This is a genomic window from Klebsiella quasivariicola (assembly GCF_002269255.1).
Taxonomy (GTDB): Bacteria; Pseudomonadota; Gammaproteobacteria; order Enterobacterales; family Enterobacteriaceae; genus Klebsiella; species Klebsiella quasivariicola.
This window is the reverse complement of the sequence record NZ_CP022823.1, coordinates 2,684,319-2,701,852: the sequence shown is the minus strand read 5'-3', so window position 1 is coordinate 2,701,852 and position 17,534 is coordinate 2,684,319. Positions and strand designations below refer to the sequence as shown.

The 17,534-nt window shown below is 52.3% G+C and carries 13 protein-coding genes and 1 pseudogene; 3 read left to right on the top strand and 11 right to left on the bottom strand.

All coding sequences use genetic code 11. The features are described 5' to 3' along the window. Positions 1–39 precede the first annotated feature (39 nt). The 3 genes from mrdA to B8P98_RS13465 all read right to left on the bottom strand — a co-directional run bounded on the left by mrdA (position 40) and on the right by B8P98_RS13465 (position 3,069). Entirely contained in the window at positions 40–1,950 is a 1,911-nt protein-coding gene (mrdA, locus tag B8P98_RS13475) for a penicillin-binding protein 2 (RefSeq protein WP_025711511.1), read from the bottom strand. Between the two features lie 198 nt (positions 1,951–2,148). Beyond that, positions 2,149–2,625, bottom strand: coding sequence for a DMT family transporter (locus B8P98_RS13470; RefSeq protein ID WP_025711512.1), 477 nt, complete (start codon positions 2,623–2,625; stop codon positions 2,149–2,151). Positions 2,626–2,634: 9 nt separating this feature from the next. After that, positions 2,635–3,069: a DMT family transporter gene (locus B8P98_RS13465; protein WP_042929122.1), complete on the bottom strand. Its 435-nt coding sequence runs from the start codon at positions 3,067–3,069 to the stop codon at positions 2,635–2,637. Positions 3,070–3,168: 99 nt separating this feature from the next. On the opposite strand from B8P98_RS13465, the gene B8P98_RS13460 reads away from it, so the two are divergent. Further along, complete coding sequence (locus B8P98_RS13460; protein WP_095033122.1) at positions 3,169–4,101, top strand: LysR family transcriptional regulator; 933 nt, start codon at positions 3,169–3,171, stop codon at positions 4,099–4,101. A gap of 267 nt (positions 4,102–4,368) precedes the next feature. Next, positions 4,369–6,546, top strand: a complete 2,178-nt coding sequence (gene katG / locus B8P98_RS13455; RefSeq protein WP_025711516.1) for a catalase/peroxidase HPI — start codon at positions 4,369–4,371, stop codon at positions 6,544–6,546. Positions 6,547–6,580: 34 nt separating this feature from the next. On the opposite strand, the gene zapE is transcribed toward katG, so the two are convergent. Then, positions 6,581–7,642 (bottom strand): cell division protein ZapE, encoded by a 1,062-nt coding sequence (gene zapE, locus B8P98_RS13450; RefSeq protein ID WP_095033121.1) that lies wholly within the window; start codon positions 7,640–7,642, stop codon positions 6,581–6,583. Positions 7,643–7,904: 262 nt separating this feature from the next. Between zapE and B8P98_RS13445 the strand changes: the two genes are divergently transcribed. Beyond that, on the top strand, positions 7,905–9,311 hold the full coding sequence (locus B8P98_RS13445; protein ID WP_080897782.1) for an MFS transporter: 1,407 nt from the start codon (positions 7,905–7,907) through the stop codon (positions 9,309–9,311). A gap of 40 nt (positions 9,312–9,351) precedes the next feature. Here the strand turns inward: B8P98_RS13445 and B8P98_RS13440 are convergent, their stop codons facing one another. The 7 genes and pseudogenes from B8P98_RS13440 to B8P98_RS13410 all read right to left on the bottom strand — a co-directional run bounded on the left by B8P98_RS13440 (position 9,352) and on the right by B8P98_RS13410 (position 17,378). Beyond that, positions 9,352–9,666: a PTS lactose/cellobiose transporter subunit IIA gene (locus B8P98_RS13440; protein WP_025711520.1), complete on the bottom strand. Its 315-nt coding sequence runs from the start codon at positions 9,664–9,666 to the stop codon at positions 9,352–9,354. A gap of 9 nt (positions 9,667–9,675) precedes the next feature. Next, positions 9,676–9,999 carry a PTS sugar transporter subunit IIB gene (locus B8P98_RS13435; protein WP_025711521.1) on the bottom strand — a complete coding sequence of 108 codons (324 nt, stop codon included), beginning with the start codon at positions 9,997–9,999 and terminating at the stop codon, positions 9,676–9,678. A 35-nt stretch (positions 10,000–10,034) separates the two neighbouring features. Then, positions 10,035–10,990, bottom strand: a pseudogene (locus B8P98_RS13430) (alpha/beta hydrolase fold domain-containing protein). A 32-nt stretch (positions 10,991–11,022) separates the two neighbouring features. After that, on the bottom strand, positions 11,023–12,306 hold the full coding sequence (locus B8P98_RS13425; protein WP_025711523.1) for a carbohydrate porin: 1,284 nt from the start codon (positions 12,304–12,306) through the stop codon (positions 11,023–11,025). Between the two features lie 186 nt (positions 12,307–12,492). Continuing rightward, on the bottom strand, positions 12,493–13,437 hold the full coding sequence (locus B8P98_RS13420) for an AraC family transcriptional regulator (protein WP_025711525.1): 945 nt from the start codon (positions 13,435–13,437) through the stop codon (positions 12,493–12,495). A gap of 42 nt (positions 13,438–13,479) precedes the next feature. After that, positions 13,480–16,092: a family 78 glycoside hydrolase catalytic domain gene (locus tag B8P98_RS13415; protein ID WP_025711526.1), complete on the bottom strand. Its 2,613-nt coding sequence runs from the start codon at positions 16,090–16,092 to the stop codon at positions 13,480–13,482. A 50-nt stretch (positions 16,093–16,142) separates the two neighbouring features. After that, entirely contained in the window at positions 16,143–17,378 is a 1,236-nt protein-coding gene (locus tag B8P98_RS13410; protein ID WP_165931868.1) for a PTS sugar transporter subunit IIC, read from the bottom strand. Positions 17,379–17,534 lie beyond the last annotated feature (156 nt).

Below are 17,534 nucleotides of genomic sequence, written 5' to 3'. Positions count from 1 at the left end.
TTTTTATGGCCGATGCGCCTGCGGAATAAGACCCGGCTCTTACCGGGCGTCGGCGCTGTCAAGCTGCGGCACGTCGGCCGCCGTCGACGGGGCCTGCTGCGGGACGAAAATATGGTCCAGAATGGCGCGCGCCGTCGGTCCGGCCACCACCCCATCCCCGCCGCCGTTCTCCAGAATCAGCGCCATCGCCACCTTCGGATGCTGGTAAGGGGCAAACAGGGTGTAGAAGATATGGTCGCGCAGGCGTACCGGGATCATTTTGGCGTTATAGGTCTGGTTTTGCTTCAGGCTGAAGACCTGCGAGGTCCCGGACTTTGCCGCAATCTGGTACGGCGCGGTATGGAACAGCTTATAGCCGGTGCCGTTGGGCAGATTCGCCATGCCGTACATGCCGTTGCGTACAATGCCCCAGTACGGGGATTTCGGATCACCCACCTGCGGCAGGTCCGCCGGCTGCTGATAGCGTTCCACATGGTTGCCCTGCTTCATCGAATAGAGTAGATGCGGATCCTGCACCTTACCGTTGTTCAGCAGGGTGGTAAGCGCCTTCACCATCTGGATCGGGGTCGCGATCCAGTACCCCTGGCCGATGCCGACCGAGATGGTGTCCCCCTGATACCATGGCTTTTTATGCACCCGCTGTTTCCACTCCCGGCTCGGCAGCACCCCGGCGTACTCCTCATTAAGGTCGATGCCGGTGGACTGACCGTAGCCGAATTTGCTCAGCCACTCATGGATCCGGTCAATGCCCATCTCGAAGGCAACCTGGTAGAAAAAGGTGTCAGCCGACTCTTCAATGGCTTTGGTCACGTTGAGCATCCCGTGGCCGGTTTTCAGCCAGTCACGGTAGCGGCGTTGCGTGCCCGGCAGCGTCCACGTCGGCGCCCCGAAGAAGGTAGTGTTCGGGGTGATCACGCCTGCAGACAGCGCCGATAGCGCCATATAGGGTTTTACCGTCGAGGCCGGGGGATACAGCCCCTGGGTGACGCGGTTGATCAGCGGCCGGTCCGGGTTATCCAGCAGCGATTTGTAAGCCTGATAGCCGATACCTTTGACGAACGGATTAGGATCGTAACTGGGACTGGAGACCATTGCCAGCACACCGCCATCCCGCGGGTCGACCACCACCACTGCCGCCCGCTGCCCTTTCAGCACCGACTCAATATACTGCTGCAGGTGCAGGTCGAGAGTCAGATAGAGGTTTTTCCCGGCCACTGGCGGTACCTCTTTCAGCAGACGCACCACCCGCCCGTGGTTATCCACCTCCACTTCCTGATAGCCGGTGGTGCCGTGCAGCGCTTTTTCGTAATAGCCTTCGATCCCCTGCTTACCGATATTGTGGTCGGCGGCGTAATTCTCTTCTTCGCCATCTTTCGCCAGCCGCTGCAGATCGCTGTCGTTAATTTTCGACACATAGCCCACCACGTGCGCCAGTTCAGCGCCATAGGGATATTCCCGTTGCTGGTAACTCTCCACCGTCACGCCGGGGAAACGGAATTCGTTGACCGCAAAACGGGCCACCTCCACATCGCTGAGGTCCGACTTCAGCGTCACCGCTTTATAACGACTGTTGTGATGCATATCGTCGCGGAAGCTGGCGATGTCATCCGGCGTCAGGTCGACAATCGGCGTCAGGCTTTGCAGCAGTGCGTTCATGTCGGGAATTTTGCTCGGGATCACCTGCAGGCGATACAGGGTAATGTTCTGCACCAGCGGAATGCCGTTGCGATCGAATATCAGCCCGCGGCTGGGGGCGATGGGCAACATTTTGATGTCGTTCTGGTTTGACCGGGTCTGGTAGAAATCATGCTGCTCCACCTGCAGATGGTAGAGGTTAACGATCAGCACGCCAAAGCAGACCACCACCAGCAGAAAGGCAATTGCGGCCCGGCGGATAAACAGCATCTCTTCCGCGGAGTGGTCGCGAATTTCATCTCTCAAAAGGGGCATTAGCGGTACATCACCTGAATCACTGGAAAAGCCAACGGCGTAACGGCCGGGAAGCATAGCCTTATCGCAGCGTCAGCCCTACTGAAAGGTTGCTAATGATCTGGCAGAAATGTTTCAGCATGTTAGAGGATTCGTTATCCTTACCCTCGCCCGTGACGCGTCAGACTGTATTCACGTTGCCCGACGCGTCGGCGCGGCTCACTGTTCTGCGCGGGCCGCCTTGTCGGAGGCAGCCGACTTCCCTGAGGTATAGATTAAGTACAGCGCCAGGGCCAGGCATATCACCGCCGCCAGTCGCGCAGGCGAGAACGCCATCGTGCTGTTGCCCAGCCAGCCAAAGTTGTCGATTAGCAAGCTCATCGTCAGCTGGCCAAAGATCACCGCCACGGTGGCCGTCGCGGTGCCTATCCGCTGCACCGCCAGCACCATAATGACGATGTAGGGCACACCGCAAAAAGCGCCCAGCAGCTGCCATTTGGGCACCTGAAGCAGGGTTACCGAGGTCGCCGGAGCAAAAAACAGGATCAGTAATCCGGTCACCAGCGCGCCGGTGGCAAAGGTTAAAAAGGCGCTGCGAAACACCCCCACCTGGCTGCCAAGACGCCCGTTTATCGCCGCCTGAATGCTAAGCAATGCGCCGCCGCACAGCGCCAGAATAATTATCAGCGTACTCATTTTTACTCCTTAACCCAGGGCCACCAGCAGTAACGCCGCCATAATCAACCCCAGCGCCACGGCGCGTCGCGGATCGATTTTGCGCCGTGGGCTGCCGAACAGCCCGAAATGGTCGATCGCCAGGCTTTTCGCCACCTGACCCGCCAGAATGCCGATCATGGTCATGGCAATACCAATCACCGGCGTCGCCACGGTCAAGATCACCACATACCCCGCGCCCAGCAGGCCGCCGGTGAGTTGCCAGCCGGGCAGAGAAAAGAACGACGGGCTGCTGCGCGGGCTGAAAAACAGCATCAGAAAAAAGGTTAACACCGCGCCAATCCCAAAGATGCTCATGGTCGCCCACAGATCTCCGACCTGGCTCGCCAGCGGCCCCAGCAGTCCCGCTTCCACCGACAGCCCCATGCCGCCGGCAATCACCAATAAAATGAATAATAAGGGCATTACTGCGCCTCCTCTGAACAACAGGCGGCTGAGCATAAAGCAGCGTGGTGATGTGATAAACGGTATAATGAAGGAAACACTTTTGCAGGAATTGCACAGATGGCCGATGCCAGCAGCGTCGATTTTCGCGCCCTTCAGCTTTTTATCGCGGTTTACGATAACCAGAGTTTTTCCGTGGTGGCCCGCCGCGAAGGGGTCTCTCCCTCGCTGATCTCGCGGACCATCCAGCAGCTGGAAGATGCCCTCGGACAGCAGCTTTTCTACCGCAACACCCGTGCCGTGGTACCAACCGAAGCAGGTCGCCTTTTTGCAGCCTCCGCCCGCGAGCTGCTGGGACAGTACGCCGACGCGCAGCGGGCGTTACAGGATCGGGCGCAGGTCCCCGGCGGGCTGGTGCGGATCAATGCGCCGGTCTATTTTGGTCAGCGGCATATCGCCCCCTGGCTTCCGGAGCTGGCGGCCCGGCATCCCAAACTGCAGTTTGACCTGACGCTGACCGACGATTTTATCGATCCGCATCGCGACGCGACGGATATCCTGTTTCGCATCAGCAACCTGCCGGACGCGGGCTACCACGCCAGAGTGTTTGGCAGCCAGCGCTATTACCTGACCGCCTCCCCCGGGTATGTCTCCCGCTTTGGCAACCCGGCCTCGCCGGAGGCGTTGCGTCAACATCGCACGCTGGTGTACGGCGGCTCGCAGGGGGCCAACCGCTGGCTGTTTCGCCAGGGTGAAGAGGCATGGGTGCACTATCCGCAAACGCCGCTCATGACCTCGAACAATGCCGATGCCCTGCTCACTTCGGCCATTGGCGGCATGGGGGTGGTGTTGTTTCCCGACTGGATGGTCAGCGAAGCGCTGCGAAACGGGACATTAGTCACGCTGATGGATCGCTTCTCGGCGGCCATCAGCCACACGCCATCGTACATTGCGGCAATCTATCCTTATACCCGACATCCTTCTCTGAACGTGCGGACGGTCATTGACTATTTTGCCGGGGTGTATGGTTCACCGCCCTACTGGCAACACTAATGCGTATGGCGTAGTAAAAATTGTCATATCTCAAAGAATTAGCGTTCCATCAACAGGATCCTTCAAGATCGTTTCCTTTGCCGTCTCGTTACGGCTATGGTTACTAATGAGGTTAATCTCAATCTCCGGACCGAAGTGGTCCCATCAGGGGGTTGCTTAACCCTGGTTGAACGGAATTAGCTATTAAATCCGTAGACTCATTCAAATATCGCTTATTGGTAGCAGTGTATATCGTAACGGCATTCACAAAAGCAAACGGAGCCTGATATGAGCACGTCTAACGACCCATCCAACAACGCATCCGCCGGGAAGTGCCCTTTCCACGCCGAGACGCCAAAACAGAGCGCCGGCAGCGGCACCGCCAACCGCGACTGGTGGCCAAACCAGCTACGTGTCGATCTGCTGAACCAGCACTCCAGTCGTTCCAACCCGTTGGGTGAGGATTTTAACTACAGGGAAGAGTTTAAAAAGCTCGATTACTCCGCGCTGAAGGCTGACCTCAGAGCGCTGCTGACCGATTCGCAAGAGTGGTGGCCGGCAGACTGGGGGAGCTACATCGGCTTGTTTATTCGTATGGCCTGGCACGGCGCTGGCACCTACCGCACCGTTGACGGTCGCGGCGGCGCAGGTCGTGGACAGCAGCGTTTTGCACCGCTGAACTCCTGGCCTGACAACGTCAGCCTCGATAAAGCCCGCCGTCTGCTGTGGCCAGTGAAACAGAAATATGGCCAGAAAATCTCCTGGGCCGACCTTTACATGCTGGCGGGTAACGTCGCCCTGGAAAACGCGGGCTTCCGCACCTTTGGTTTTGGCGCCGGTCGTGAAGATGTCTGGGAGCCGGATCTCGACGTCGACTGGGGCGATGAGAAAGAGTGGCTGGCCCACCGTCATCCGGAAAGTCTGGCGAAACAGGCTATCGGCGCCACCGAGATGGGTCTGATTTACGTCAACCCGGAAGGACCAAACGCCAGCGGCGAACCGTTGTCCGCTGCGGCGGCCATTCGCGCCACCTTCGGCAATATGGCGATGGACGATGAAGAGATTGTCGCCCTGATCGCCGGCGGCCACACGCTGGGTAAAACCCACGGTGCTGCCGAAACCAGCCACGTCGGCGCCGAACCGGAAGCCGCGCCGCTGGAAGCGCAGGGTCTGGGCTGGCACTCCAGCTACGGCAGCGGCGCAGGTGCGGACGCCATTACCTCCGGTCTGGAAGTGGTCTGGACGCAGACGCCCACCCAGTGGAGCAACTACTTTTTCGAGAACCTGTTCAAATACGAATGGGTGCAGACCCGCAGCCCGGCGGGCGCAATCCAGTTCGAAGCCAAAGACGCGCCGGAAATTATTCCGGATCCGTTTAACCCGGAGAAAAAGCGCAAACCGACCATGCTGGTCACTGACCTGACCCTGCGCTTCGACCCTGAGTTTGAGAAGATTTCCCGCCGCTTCCTCAACGATCCGCAGGCCTTTAACGAGGCGTTTGCCCGGGCGTGGTTCAAGCTGACCCACCGCGATATGGGGCCAAAATCCCGTTACCTCGGTCCGGAAGTGCCAAAAGAAGATCTGATTTGGCAGGATCCGCTGCCGGCCGCGACTCATCAGCCGAGCGCGGAAGATATCGCCAGCCTGAAAACCGCCATCGCCGGTGCCGGCCTGTCAGTTAGTGAGCTGGTATCGGTCGCCTGGGCGTCCGCCTCCACCTTCCGCGGCGGCGATAAGCGCGGTGGCGCCAACGGCGCACGTCTGGCGCTGGCCCCGCAGAAAGACTGGCCGGTCAACGCCATCGCCAGCCGGGTACTGCCGACCCTGCAGGCGATCCAGCGCGCCTCCGGCAAAGCGTCGCTGGCCGATATTATCGTGCTGGCCGGTGTGGTCGGCGTTGAGCAGGCTGCCGCTGCCGCCGGCGTCAGCGTCAACGTGCCGTTTACCCCAGGCCGCGTCGACGCCCTGCCTGAGCAAACCGACGTCGAGTCGTTTGACCTGCTGCAGCCGCTGGCGGATGGCTTTCGCAACTACCGCCGTATCGAAGGCGGGGTGTCAACGGAAACTCTGCTGATCGATAAAGCCCAGCAGCTGACGTTAACCGCCCCGGAAATGACCGTGCTGGTCGGTGGCTTGCGCGTTCTGGGCGCGAACTACGACGGCAGCAAACACGGGGTATTTACCGACCGCGTCGGCGTGCTCAGCAATGACTTCTTCGTCAATCTGCTGGATATGGCCACCGTCTGGAAAGCGGCCGATGATAACGCGGAGCTGTTTACCGGCAGCGACCGTAAAACCGGCGAAGCGAAGTACAGCGCCACCCGCGTGGATCTGGTGTTTGGCTCCAACTCGGTACTGCGCGCCCTGGCGGAAGTTTACGCCTGCGCCGACGGGCAGCAGAAGCTGGTGCATGACTTCGTCGCCGCCTGGACCAAGGTGATGAATCTCGACCGCTTCGACCTGTAATCTCTCCGCCCCGGCTCCCGCCGGGGCGTTTTGCTTATACCGCCCGCGGCAGCTGTTGCAGGCGACTCCACGTTCGTTGAATATCCTCCAGTTCCACCCCGGCCACCAGCGTCTGCAGATCGCAACAGGTTACCAGCAGCAGGCGGATCTGCTTTTCATACAGCACATCAATCACGTTGATAAAGCGCTGCTGGGCCGCCGGCCCCACCGTCGCCAGCGGCGGCACCTCGTCCAGTAACCAGACGGCATAGCTTTCGCTGAGCGTGAGATAGTCCATCACCGCCGTGGCGGACTGACAGAGCTGGGCAAAGGTGAAGTGCAGCAAGTCAGGTGACGCCACGACCGCCTGGAGGGTGCGGTAACCGACCTCCAGCGAGACGGGTTCGCCAGGCAGCGATGGCAGATCGTACAGCTGACGCTGTTGCGCGCTTGGGGTAACCCACCTCCGCCCGCTGCAGAAGGCGTTATCCTGGCTCAGATGCCGTTCGCGATAATCCTCTTCGCCGTTAAGCGCGACAACCGCCAGATGGGCGCGGATCAGCGCGATCGACGGTAAAAAGCGTTCGTGATACAGCGGATTAGGCAGCAACAACTCCGGTGGGTAGTTTGACGTCGCCAGCAGCACGATGCCCCGTTGAAAGAGGTGTTCCAGCAACACCTTGATCAGCATGGCGTCGCCGGGGTCGTGCAGATGAAATTCGTCAAAGCACAGCAGACGGCAACCGGAGGTCATCTGCCTCATCACCGCCTGCAGATCGGGCGCGCCGGGGGCATTCAGCCGCTGGTGCAGTTCGCGGAAGAAGTGATGAAAATGGACCCTCCGCCGGGCAGCGAGCGGCAGGCTGGCAAAAAAGTGGTCGAGGATAAAACTTTTGCCGCGTCCGGTCCGTCCCCAGACGTACAGCCCCTGCGGTGTGCCGGACGCGGACATCAGCTGCTGGCCCAGGGCGTCAAGCCGGGCGATAAGCGACAGCTGATCGTCGTCCAGCGTCAGGCGCGCCCGCGCCGCCTGCTCGGCCATCACGTGGCTAAAATAAAAATCGGCCGTCGCCTCGGACGAGCCAGACCCCGACGGCGCACATCCATCTTTTAACATTTTTATAACCTCCTGCGAAGGGGCCATTCTAGCCGCTTTCCCACAGGTTGGCGACTCGCACAACCGGAAATGCCGTCAGCGGTGATTTACTTCAATTCCGTCGCTGAGGCGCGGCGAAAACCAGCATGAAACTCATCTTTATGCCTCCGCAGCGCGATCTTGCGCTAAAGAATGTCCTTAAGGCTTAGGATTAAAAATTTAAAACTGTTAACAATCAATTAACATTAGCAGGCAAACCATTCTTCCTGAGGAACACAACACCATGTCTACCACCCAGGTTCTCGGCGAAACGCCCTATACTTCGCCAGGACAACCGCACGCCAGCTTAACCGGACGCATTGATGCGCTGCCCGCCTCCTTCGGGTTATGGTCGTTTATCACCCTGCTCTCACTCGGCGGTTTCTTTGAGCTCTACGATCTGTTCCAGACCGGCTACATCAGCGCCGGCCTGCTGGCGGAGGGGATTTTCCACACCGGACAGGCGGGCATCTTTGGCATTGCCGACCAGGCGGCCTTTGCCTCCGCCACCTTTATGGGGCTGTTTATTGGCGCCAGTCTGCTGGCGCCGCTGGCAGACAAGCTGGGGCGCCGCCTGACCTTTATGGTGGCACTCGCCTGGTACGGCGTTTTTTCACTGCTGATGGCGACACAGAGCAGCGCGGAAGGGGTGATCTTTTTCCGTTTTCTGGTGGGGATCGGCCTCGGCATTGAGCTGGTGACCATTGACACCTACCTCAGCGAATGGGTGCCAACCCATCTGCGCAATAAAGCTTTCGCCTTTGCCTTCTTCATCCAGTTCCTCTCGGTGCCGGCGGTGGCGCTGATGTCCTGGATGCTGGTGCCGACCACCCTGTTCGGCCTCAGTGGCTGGCGCTGGGTGATCATCTTCGGCGCGCTGTTCTCGCTGGCGATCTGGTTTATCCGCAAAAAGCTGCCGGAGTCAGCCCGCTGGCTGGAAAGCAAAGGGCGGCATGATGAGGCGCATGCGGTGATGAGTGAGATGGAAACCCGCTGCGGCCTGACGCCGTCGCCGAAGCATGCGCATGCGGCGCAGAGCGTCGTCAAACGCGGCACCTTCCGCGAGATCTGGGCGCCGCAGTATCGGCAGCGCACCCTGATGCTGATGGTGATGAACTTCTTCCAGGCGATCGGCTTCTTCGGCTTTGGCAACTGGCTGCCGGCGCTGCTCTCCGGTCAGGGGGCCAGTATCACCCACAGCCTGCTGTACGCCTTCTTTATCACCCTCGCCTATCCCCTGGGCTGCCTGTTCTGCACCCGCTTCGTGCATCGCTTTGAAAACAAGTGGCAGATCGTCCTTTCCGCGCTGATGACCGTCATCTTCGGCACCCTGTTTGCCCTGCAAAACAGTCCGATTCTGCTGGTGATCTGCGGGTTTATGATCACCTGGTCCAACGCCTGGCTGACCATCAGTTACCACGCCTACCAGGCCGAGGTCTTCCCGACCCACATTCGCGCCCGCGCCGTCGGCTTCTGCTACTCGTTCAGCCGGCTCTCCACCGCGGTGACCAGCATCCTGATCGGCATTATTCTGCAATACGCCGGCACGCCGGGAGTGATTAGCTTTATCGTCGTCAGTATGCTGATGGTGATGCTGTCGGTGGGGATTTTCGGCCCGAGAACGCGGGGCATTCGTCTGGAGAATATCTGATGGCGGTCGCCGCCGAAGGTGCCGGCGGCGACATATTTTATCAGGTGCGATGTTGCAACTGGCGCTGAACCTCAATAAGCTCCGCGATCAATTCCCGCGCGAGCATAGAGGTCATTATATGATCCTGGGCATGTACCAGAATAAGATTAACCGGTACTTTGCCACAGCCCTCATCCATACCAATAAGCATGGTTTGTACATCATGCGCGCGTTTTGCGGCATCTGCGGCGTCCTGCATCAGCCTATCAACGTCCTGCCACACTCCTTTTCTGGCGGCTTGCAGCGCCTGCATCGCCAGACTGCGGGACTCACCGGCGTTAATGATGAGTTCCATGACGGTTGCTTCCATATCCATACGGGTGCCCTACTTGTTGAGTGAACATTCATCCAGCAGCGCCAGCGCCGCATCAAGAATTTTATCGCCACGCATCATGCCGTAATCCATGCTATCGATAACGGCGACTCTCTTACCCACCGCAGCGGCCTTTTTGTTAAATTCTTCGAATTTATATTTAATCTGCGGCCCTAAAAGACAGCAATCGTAATTTGGTAACGTGCGGTCAAAATCATCCATTGAAACAGCAATAATATCGACAGCAATGCCTTTCGCTGCGGCCGCTTGCTTCATTTTATTCATCACCATGCTCGTTGACATGCCGGCAGCGCAGCACAAAAATATTTTTTTCATCTTATTTACCTGTTCCTGTAACGTATTATTGATGCTTATCTTTGAGATTTTGGTCTAAAAAATTAATAATAATTTTTGATACTTCAGGCTGATACCACATCAAACCTGCGTGATCCGCCCCTTTCACCACGTAATGGGTGGACGGTATTTTTTTCGCTAGCAGCGCCTCGTGTAAAAGCGTTGACTGGCTGGGTGAAACCACATTGTCGGCATCGCCGTTCATTAGCAGAAAAGGCGGCGTTTTATTCGAAATCCAGGTGATGGGATTAGCCCGTTTCGCCTTTTCGGGATAGGCGGAGATAGCGCCACCGCCTTGCCAGGGAATACCATTAACCAGCATCGCCTCTGGTATGGCCGGTGACTGATGCGCTTTTTGAATGTCCGCGGAAAAGTCAGCGCCGACTTTCGTCAGATCGGACAGGCCATAGAGATCAACCACCGCCTGCACATCGCTGCTTTGATTTGAATACTCTCCCTGGTCGAATTCCTTATGACCGCTGGTGGTACCCACCATAGCGGCTAAATACCCACCCGCCGACTCGCCCATCACAGCGATATGGTTGGGATCGATGCCTAATTTTTCAGCATTGGCGCGTAAAAATCTGACCGCCGTTTTCGCATCTTCAACCATGCCCGGGAAAGTCACATTGGGTACGACCCGATAGGTAATGCTGGCGACCACATAACCAGCCCGGGCAATATCGACCCGCTGACCGATAAATTTTGATTTGGGCGCATCGAGAAAGCCGCCGCCGGTAATAAATACTACTGCGGGTAACGGTTTATCAGCATAAGGCTTGAGCAAATCCATCGTTAACTGGAGCGGTCGTCCCATGATATTTTGCGTAAATGAATAGGCAATATCAGGCACCATCTCGACGGCCAGAGCGCTTGGTTTAATAACGATAGTTTTGCTGTCTGTTAAAGGTGTTTGCGCAAAAGCAGACGGAATAATAAGCATCGTCAGCAGAGCAGCGACGTGTTTGTTCATAGGGTAATATCCTGTAGTGATGTAGTAATGATTCAGAACCAGACTTCCATTCGATACCCGACTCGCCACTCCGAGTCTTCCGGCAATAACGTGACCTCTTTGTCCCCGCCTGCGTAGGTAACCGTCAAACTGAGAATCGGCGCGACATACGGTAAAACATCCAGCTGTAGGGCCGGGCCGGCGGCAATTTTGTAGCCGACGCCGCTGGCACCTTCGACGCCATTTTTGTTGATAGTGTTATTCACCATGACTTCATACAACATGGAAAGATTTTGGTGATGAATATTTTGCTTAACGTTTACGCCGGTAAAGATCCCGGTTTCATTCGCGGAACCATAGGTCATGTCCCCCCCTGAATAACCTGTATCAGGTATAAAGGTGGTTCGGTCAGCAGTTTTTTCACGCCTGGTATATTCATAGATGAAAGCCGGCGAGACGGCAAAATCATCAAACAACGTCAAGTTTCCGTCGGTGGAAAAACGCATTGAAGAATCGCCCTCTTCGCTAAGGACGGTAATACGACTGGTGTTCAGATAAGGAGCAATAACCCCTTTACCATACTGTAATTTGACTGTCGATTGTCCCTTTGCCACTCCCCAAAAAGACGGCATGCTGTATTTCGCGGAAAAACTAATTGCTTTCTGCTTGCCAGTGCCCAATGGATCATCAATTTCTTTAACATAGGTCATACCCAGTTCTGTCTGATCGATACGATAAGCCATATCAACGATGCGCCGCGAGCCTTCTATCGCCTGCGGCGCGGTATCGCTGGACCAGTCGATCTGGTCGGTACCAACGTTCAAATCAAAATTCTTACTGTTATAACCGAGGCCGGAATCAATATGCACTTCTTTGGTATTGTAAGCGAAGATATTAATACGTTGATCGAGGTAACGACGCCCAGCCCAAATGTTTGCGCCCTCGGGAAGAAAAGAGAGCCCACCAAAGCGCCCATAATTCTGTGCCGTTTCTACCGTTTTATCGCCGTAACCCACCATTTCATAGGTGTAATCAGCCCATTGCTCAGGAGAAGCCAGACCCTGCCATTTTTTAGTGATAGCCAGCGATGTCCAGTAATCGTGCCAGAAACTGTTTCCCAAATCGCCCATTTTGCCACGAGGATCCTGATTAGGTCCGGTGGGGTCGGTATGCAATGACATGTTTTTGGGACGGTTTAGTTCGCTCTGAAAATCTCCAGCCACCATGCCATATCCATTTAGCTGGAAGCTGCCGTCGTCGCTTAGATTGGCCGCATGGCATAGGGTCGCAGGCAGAAAACATGAGATAACACCTGGAATAATAATTCTGGGGTTCATTCTTCAGACTCCATCGGGTAAGAGATATAAAATAAATAAAATTATTATTTTTATTGCTTATCTGATTTTATTTAAAGAATGCCACTCGTGTTATAACCCAGCTTGCCTTTTTATATATCGGTTGTTGCCGATTTTACTTATTACAAAAACATGCAATAGCATGAACGCTGTGCGCCAATTTACTATTCAGGAGTTCAGATCACGATACTCCTTAATACTCATATTATATTTCTCTTTAAATACTTTATAACAATGCGAGGCGTTTTCATAACCCGTCATATTAATAACATCAATAATAGAGTGATTAGTATGCTTGAGGAGATGGATCAACACATCCAGGCGTTTTTCAACCAACAAATCACTAAAGTTCTTACCGGTGAAGTCTTTTATCAGTTTACTCACTTTATAATTAGGCTGATTTAAACGACAGGAGATCTCTTTCAGGCTGGCAGTTTTATAATCTGTATCAATATATCTCAACACGGCCATGGCAAGTGATTCATTGTAACTGCCGTTGATATGGTAATCGCTGGCTTGCACATTCGAGAGCAGTTCGGTCATCAACAGTCCCACCAGGAAATTGACGCGTATCTCTTTTAAGTGGTTATTACTGTAGATCTCGCTGATGATGACATGCATAATGCTTTGAATGGCGTCGATTTCCCCCACTTTAAAGTGAATATGCTCTCCATGCTTTTTTCTGCCATTAATTGCTGAAAGGATAAAACGGGAAATGATGTTATTTTCGTCAAAAAGGGACATGAGTCGACCGAAAAATTCGGTCTTAATAATAAAATTGATGATAATATCATTCTGCCCAGCGGCTTCAATTTCGTGTCTGGCAAACTGGTTGATAAGCAGTATCTCACCCTTACCCAGAGTGAGACTTTCTTCATTAATCTTCTGATGCATTTTACCCTGATATATATAAATAAGCTCGATAAAGCCATGAGAATGCAACGGAATTTTAGTAAATCGGGTCTGCTTTTCAATATGAATGTAGTTGTCTTTGAAAAACCTTCGCTCCATATGGCTTTTAAATTTATGACACAGTTGATAGTTAGCGCGAAGCAGTTCGAGTTCTCTATCGGTATAAGCCAGTAGCTTTTCATGAATATCATGGTGTAACATAAAAGTACCTAACTGGAGCGAACGGTTGGGTATGCACTATCATTATAATAGTACTTTTATCTCACCTGCATCGGTAATGTCATAAAACTGATGATAGCTATCACAGTCTATCGGCGCAGGTAATTGTTTATTAAGTTGATACACTTTTGGTAATTTAAGGGTGCATTTTTTGAGGTTAAAGGGCACTTTGATGACTAATTCAATGCCTTTTTTATAGCGCCGCCAGCGACACTCAATACGCCCTCTGATTGTTTGATGCCAGCAATCCACAAAGTTAATCGTCTCAGTAAAGGATGGACTGATTAAAATAACATCAGCACCAACCGCCTCCTCAGCGACGGTAATGCCGCCCAAAGCCTGAAACAGCCAGCTGGTATAAGAACTGAACATCGCGTGATTATTTGAACCATTCAGGTTATCACCGAAAAATTCCTTCAATGTGCTGGCATCATTTTTAAGCATTTTCTTGAATCCGGCTTCGACTCTTAACCATTCAAGGATTAATTCATTATGACCATAGCGATGAAATATTTCATAGGCAAAACTTTGGCCAAAAATCCCACAGGTGATAACATTTTGCTCTTTTTTGATGAGATCGATCAATGCATTCAATGAACTGTCGATATCATCACACAAATCGAAGTAGATTGCAAAAACAAAGCTGGTCTGACTGCGATCGGCGAAGCTGCCATCCGTATTCTTATAGAGTGTTAAAATTTTCTCTCTAATTTTATTGGCCTTGCTAATATATTTTAGCCATTTTTCTTTTAAGCCAAGATCATCACATATTTTTGCGATAATTAACAAATGGTAATAATAGAAACAAGCACTGGTGAAATGGAGAGCTGGCGAGCCATTTTTGTAATTACGCATATCATGATCGCGGCTTCCCCAGTCACCCAGGCAGCAGGTTACCAGGTCATCAAAGTCACGCATTTCCAGGGAGAGGATTTGCTTCTCAAGAAATGGCAAGCTTTCGGCCAACAGATTGACGTTGCCATAATGTCGATAGTGAATGGCTATCAAATAAGGTAATACCAGTTGCCAACCCAGGGGTCCCGTTTCCCCGCCGACGCCATTAGTTTTAATTCCCATAAATGGCGCAGTTTCGGTCACACCACCACAGGGACGAATATCATTGATAAAATCAAAGATAGTTTTCTTATAAATAGCGGCAGAGTCAAACTGATACACTTGCGACCGGGCCAACGCGACAATGTCTCCGCCATAGGCGAAACGTTCGCGGGCACAATCCCCGAAGACCGAATGAATGTTATTGAGTTTAGTTCTTTTAGCAACCTCAAAGAGCTTATTTATGTAAGGATCTGAGCAGTAAAAGCCCCCGTTTTCCCTTAGTACAGTATGTACTGAAAGCGCCTGAACATTGTTTAATTGTTCAATATTAATACCGCTTAACTGCACATAGCGAAACGAATGACAGGTAAAGGCATTGATAAAATGATTCTTCCCACTGCGGCATTCAAAGGCATCCTTCTGCTCCGCCCTCGCCGGTGCTCCAATTCCGCCGTCAATAACCACACCTTCAGTAACCTGTTTGCCGACAAATCCTGCAAGGGTGGAGTCAGTGTTTAGTTCATAGTTTTCATCAACGTCTTCGCTATAGAGCAGTTCCACACGTTGATTCTCAGACGCGGTAATGGATAAATCGATAAATCCGGTGATGATGGCACCGAAATCAATAATGAATGTCTCTTCGTCTACGACGTGGATATGCTCTGCCCCGAGGGACAACGTATGGTTAATTTTCGGAATAAAACTCGAGACCAGACGGCCTTCAGGCCCGTTGCTCAGCACCACGTTTTTCCAGTCAGGCATCAGCAAATCGGTGGTGTTGTCTCCGCGAAACACTTTCATATCCAGGCGCTCGCCCAAATAGATATTATTGAAGGTATAAGCGCCTTCGCAATATTGCCAGTCGGCATCACTACCGATGATTATTTCGCGATCTGCAAACTTCATATAAATGTCAGCGATGACCTGTGGTTCACCGATGGTTAAGGTCTCTCTCAGGTTATATTTACCAAATAATTTAAGCGGCGCTGGATTAAACCAGCCATCGGCTAGCTCAACAATGACTTCATTTTTCGGCTGATTAATAAACGGCTTTATACTGTAAGTATCATAATAAATAATTTTAGCATAATTTGTCCAGTCAGTATTAAGCTCACCGCGGGTGACCTCTTTACCGTTGATATACAATTTATAAAAACCAAGACCAACAATGCTGATATAGGCATCAAGGAGGTCTTCGTCGAGATGAATTGTTTTTCTCATCACCACATTACGTTTACCGCGATAGTAATGAATATCATTAGTGAAGTGATGCCCACCGCTCACCCAGCGGCCAGAAAAATGGCCAAGGTTACTGGTTGTAAAACTGTTTCTAAAAACGTTGTTCTCACCATTGTCACCGTGGGTAAGGACTTCTATGATATAAGAAGTAAAGCGTTGTAACGATATTGCATCGAGAGTGATAATGGTATTATTACCCTCTCTTGCGATAAGAGATACCAGTTCGGCACCTTTATACACTTTTATCGAAAATGACTTTTGAGGATAATTGGTAGACCAGCACACCATAATTGGCAGATGATCGACAATAATGTTTTCCGTTTGGTAATTGATACTTAACATCTTTCCCACCATGGCTAAATTGGCGTTGCTGGCATATTTTTATGGAGCATTCAAATGGTATCTGTCTGATTTTCTTCCCGGCAAGCGACAAGATCGGCAGTCTTGAAGAAGAAATACCATCCTGCAAATCGCGCAAAAAGTCCTATAAATTGGAAAGCGGCAATTTTCCAGCTCCCCTGCATAAAACCAGAAATAATGATCGGCATGCCGGCCGGGGTACTCACCCCAGCGACGCGAGGCAATACGCCAATGACCGTTAGATACCATGCAATGCCGAGCATGATGCCATTGATAAAAATATAAGGAATCGCCAGAGTAAAATTCATTACCAGCGGCACGCCATAAGCCATCGGTTCGCCAATGGTGAAGATAGCTGGCGGCAAGGCGATCTTACCGAGCGTTTTATAGCGTGCGCTCTTCGCGAAAAAAGCGAGCATAATAGCCAGCGGCAATAGATCTCCAGCAGCGCCATAAGTCATAAAGAACGCAAAGCCTGTGATGTTGGGTAAGTCGACGCCTGCAGCATACGCAGCAAGCTGCTGGGCATCCATGGCAAACCAGATCGGCGCTACGATACCGAGGGTGATAGCGTGGCCATGCAGCCCAAAAAACCATAGCAATTGCGCAACAACAGCAACAAAGATGAGTGACCAGATTCCGGATCCAAGTGAAGTTAGCGGAACCTGGATTAATTTATAAATAATTTCGTGAATGCTACCATAACCAACACTGGTAATACCTGCGGAGATAATTGTAAATAGCGTCAGGATGGCGATTCCTGGAACCAATGAAGAGAACGATTTGGAGATAAATTCCGGAACGTTTTCTGGCATTTTGATAATCAATCCCTTACGGGTTATCGCCACGAATATTCGTGTTGAAATTATCGCCACCAGAATGGCGGTAAATAGCCCCATAGGCCCCAGCCATTGGCCAGGAATTGAAAATGATTGCCCTAATGGCCCTATTTCACCGAGATCATACGGCGTTAAAATAAAGAAAGAGATCATTGAAATCAGACCTGACATGAAGCCATCAACATCGAAATTTTTCGCTAGCGTATAGGCAACGGAGAAAGCGACAATCACGGCTAAAAAATTATTCGTGAAGGTAATCGGGATATCAAAGAAGCGAGTTAAGTTGTGTCGTAACAAAAAATCCTGGTATGGAGCAAATGGAAACACTTTAAGCAAAGTCGCCACAGAGCTCATAATCGTTACTGGCAATATGAGCATCATACCGCTCATAATTGACTTAAGGTAGGTATTTTGACCAATGCTTTGCATCAGTTGCAAAGCCTTTTCTTGTACAATGTTGGTATGAGATGACATGTAAACAGTCCGTGATGTTATTAGTTTTCAGACATATTCATTTAACAATTCATATGCCGGCATGACATTAATGCATCATAATCTAACCAGGAAGTCAGCCTAATATATCAT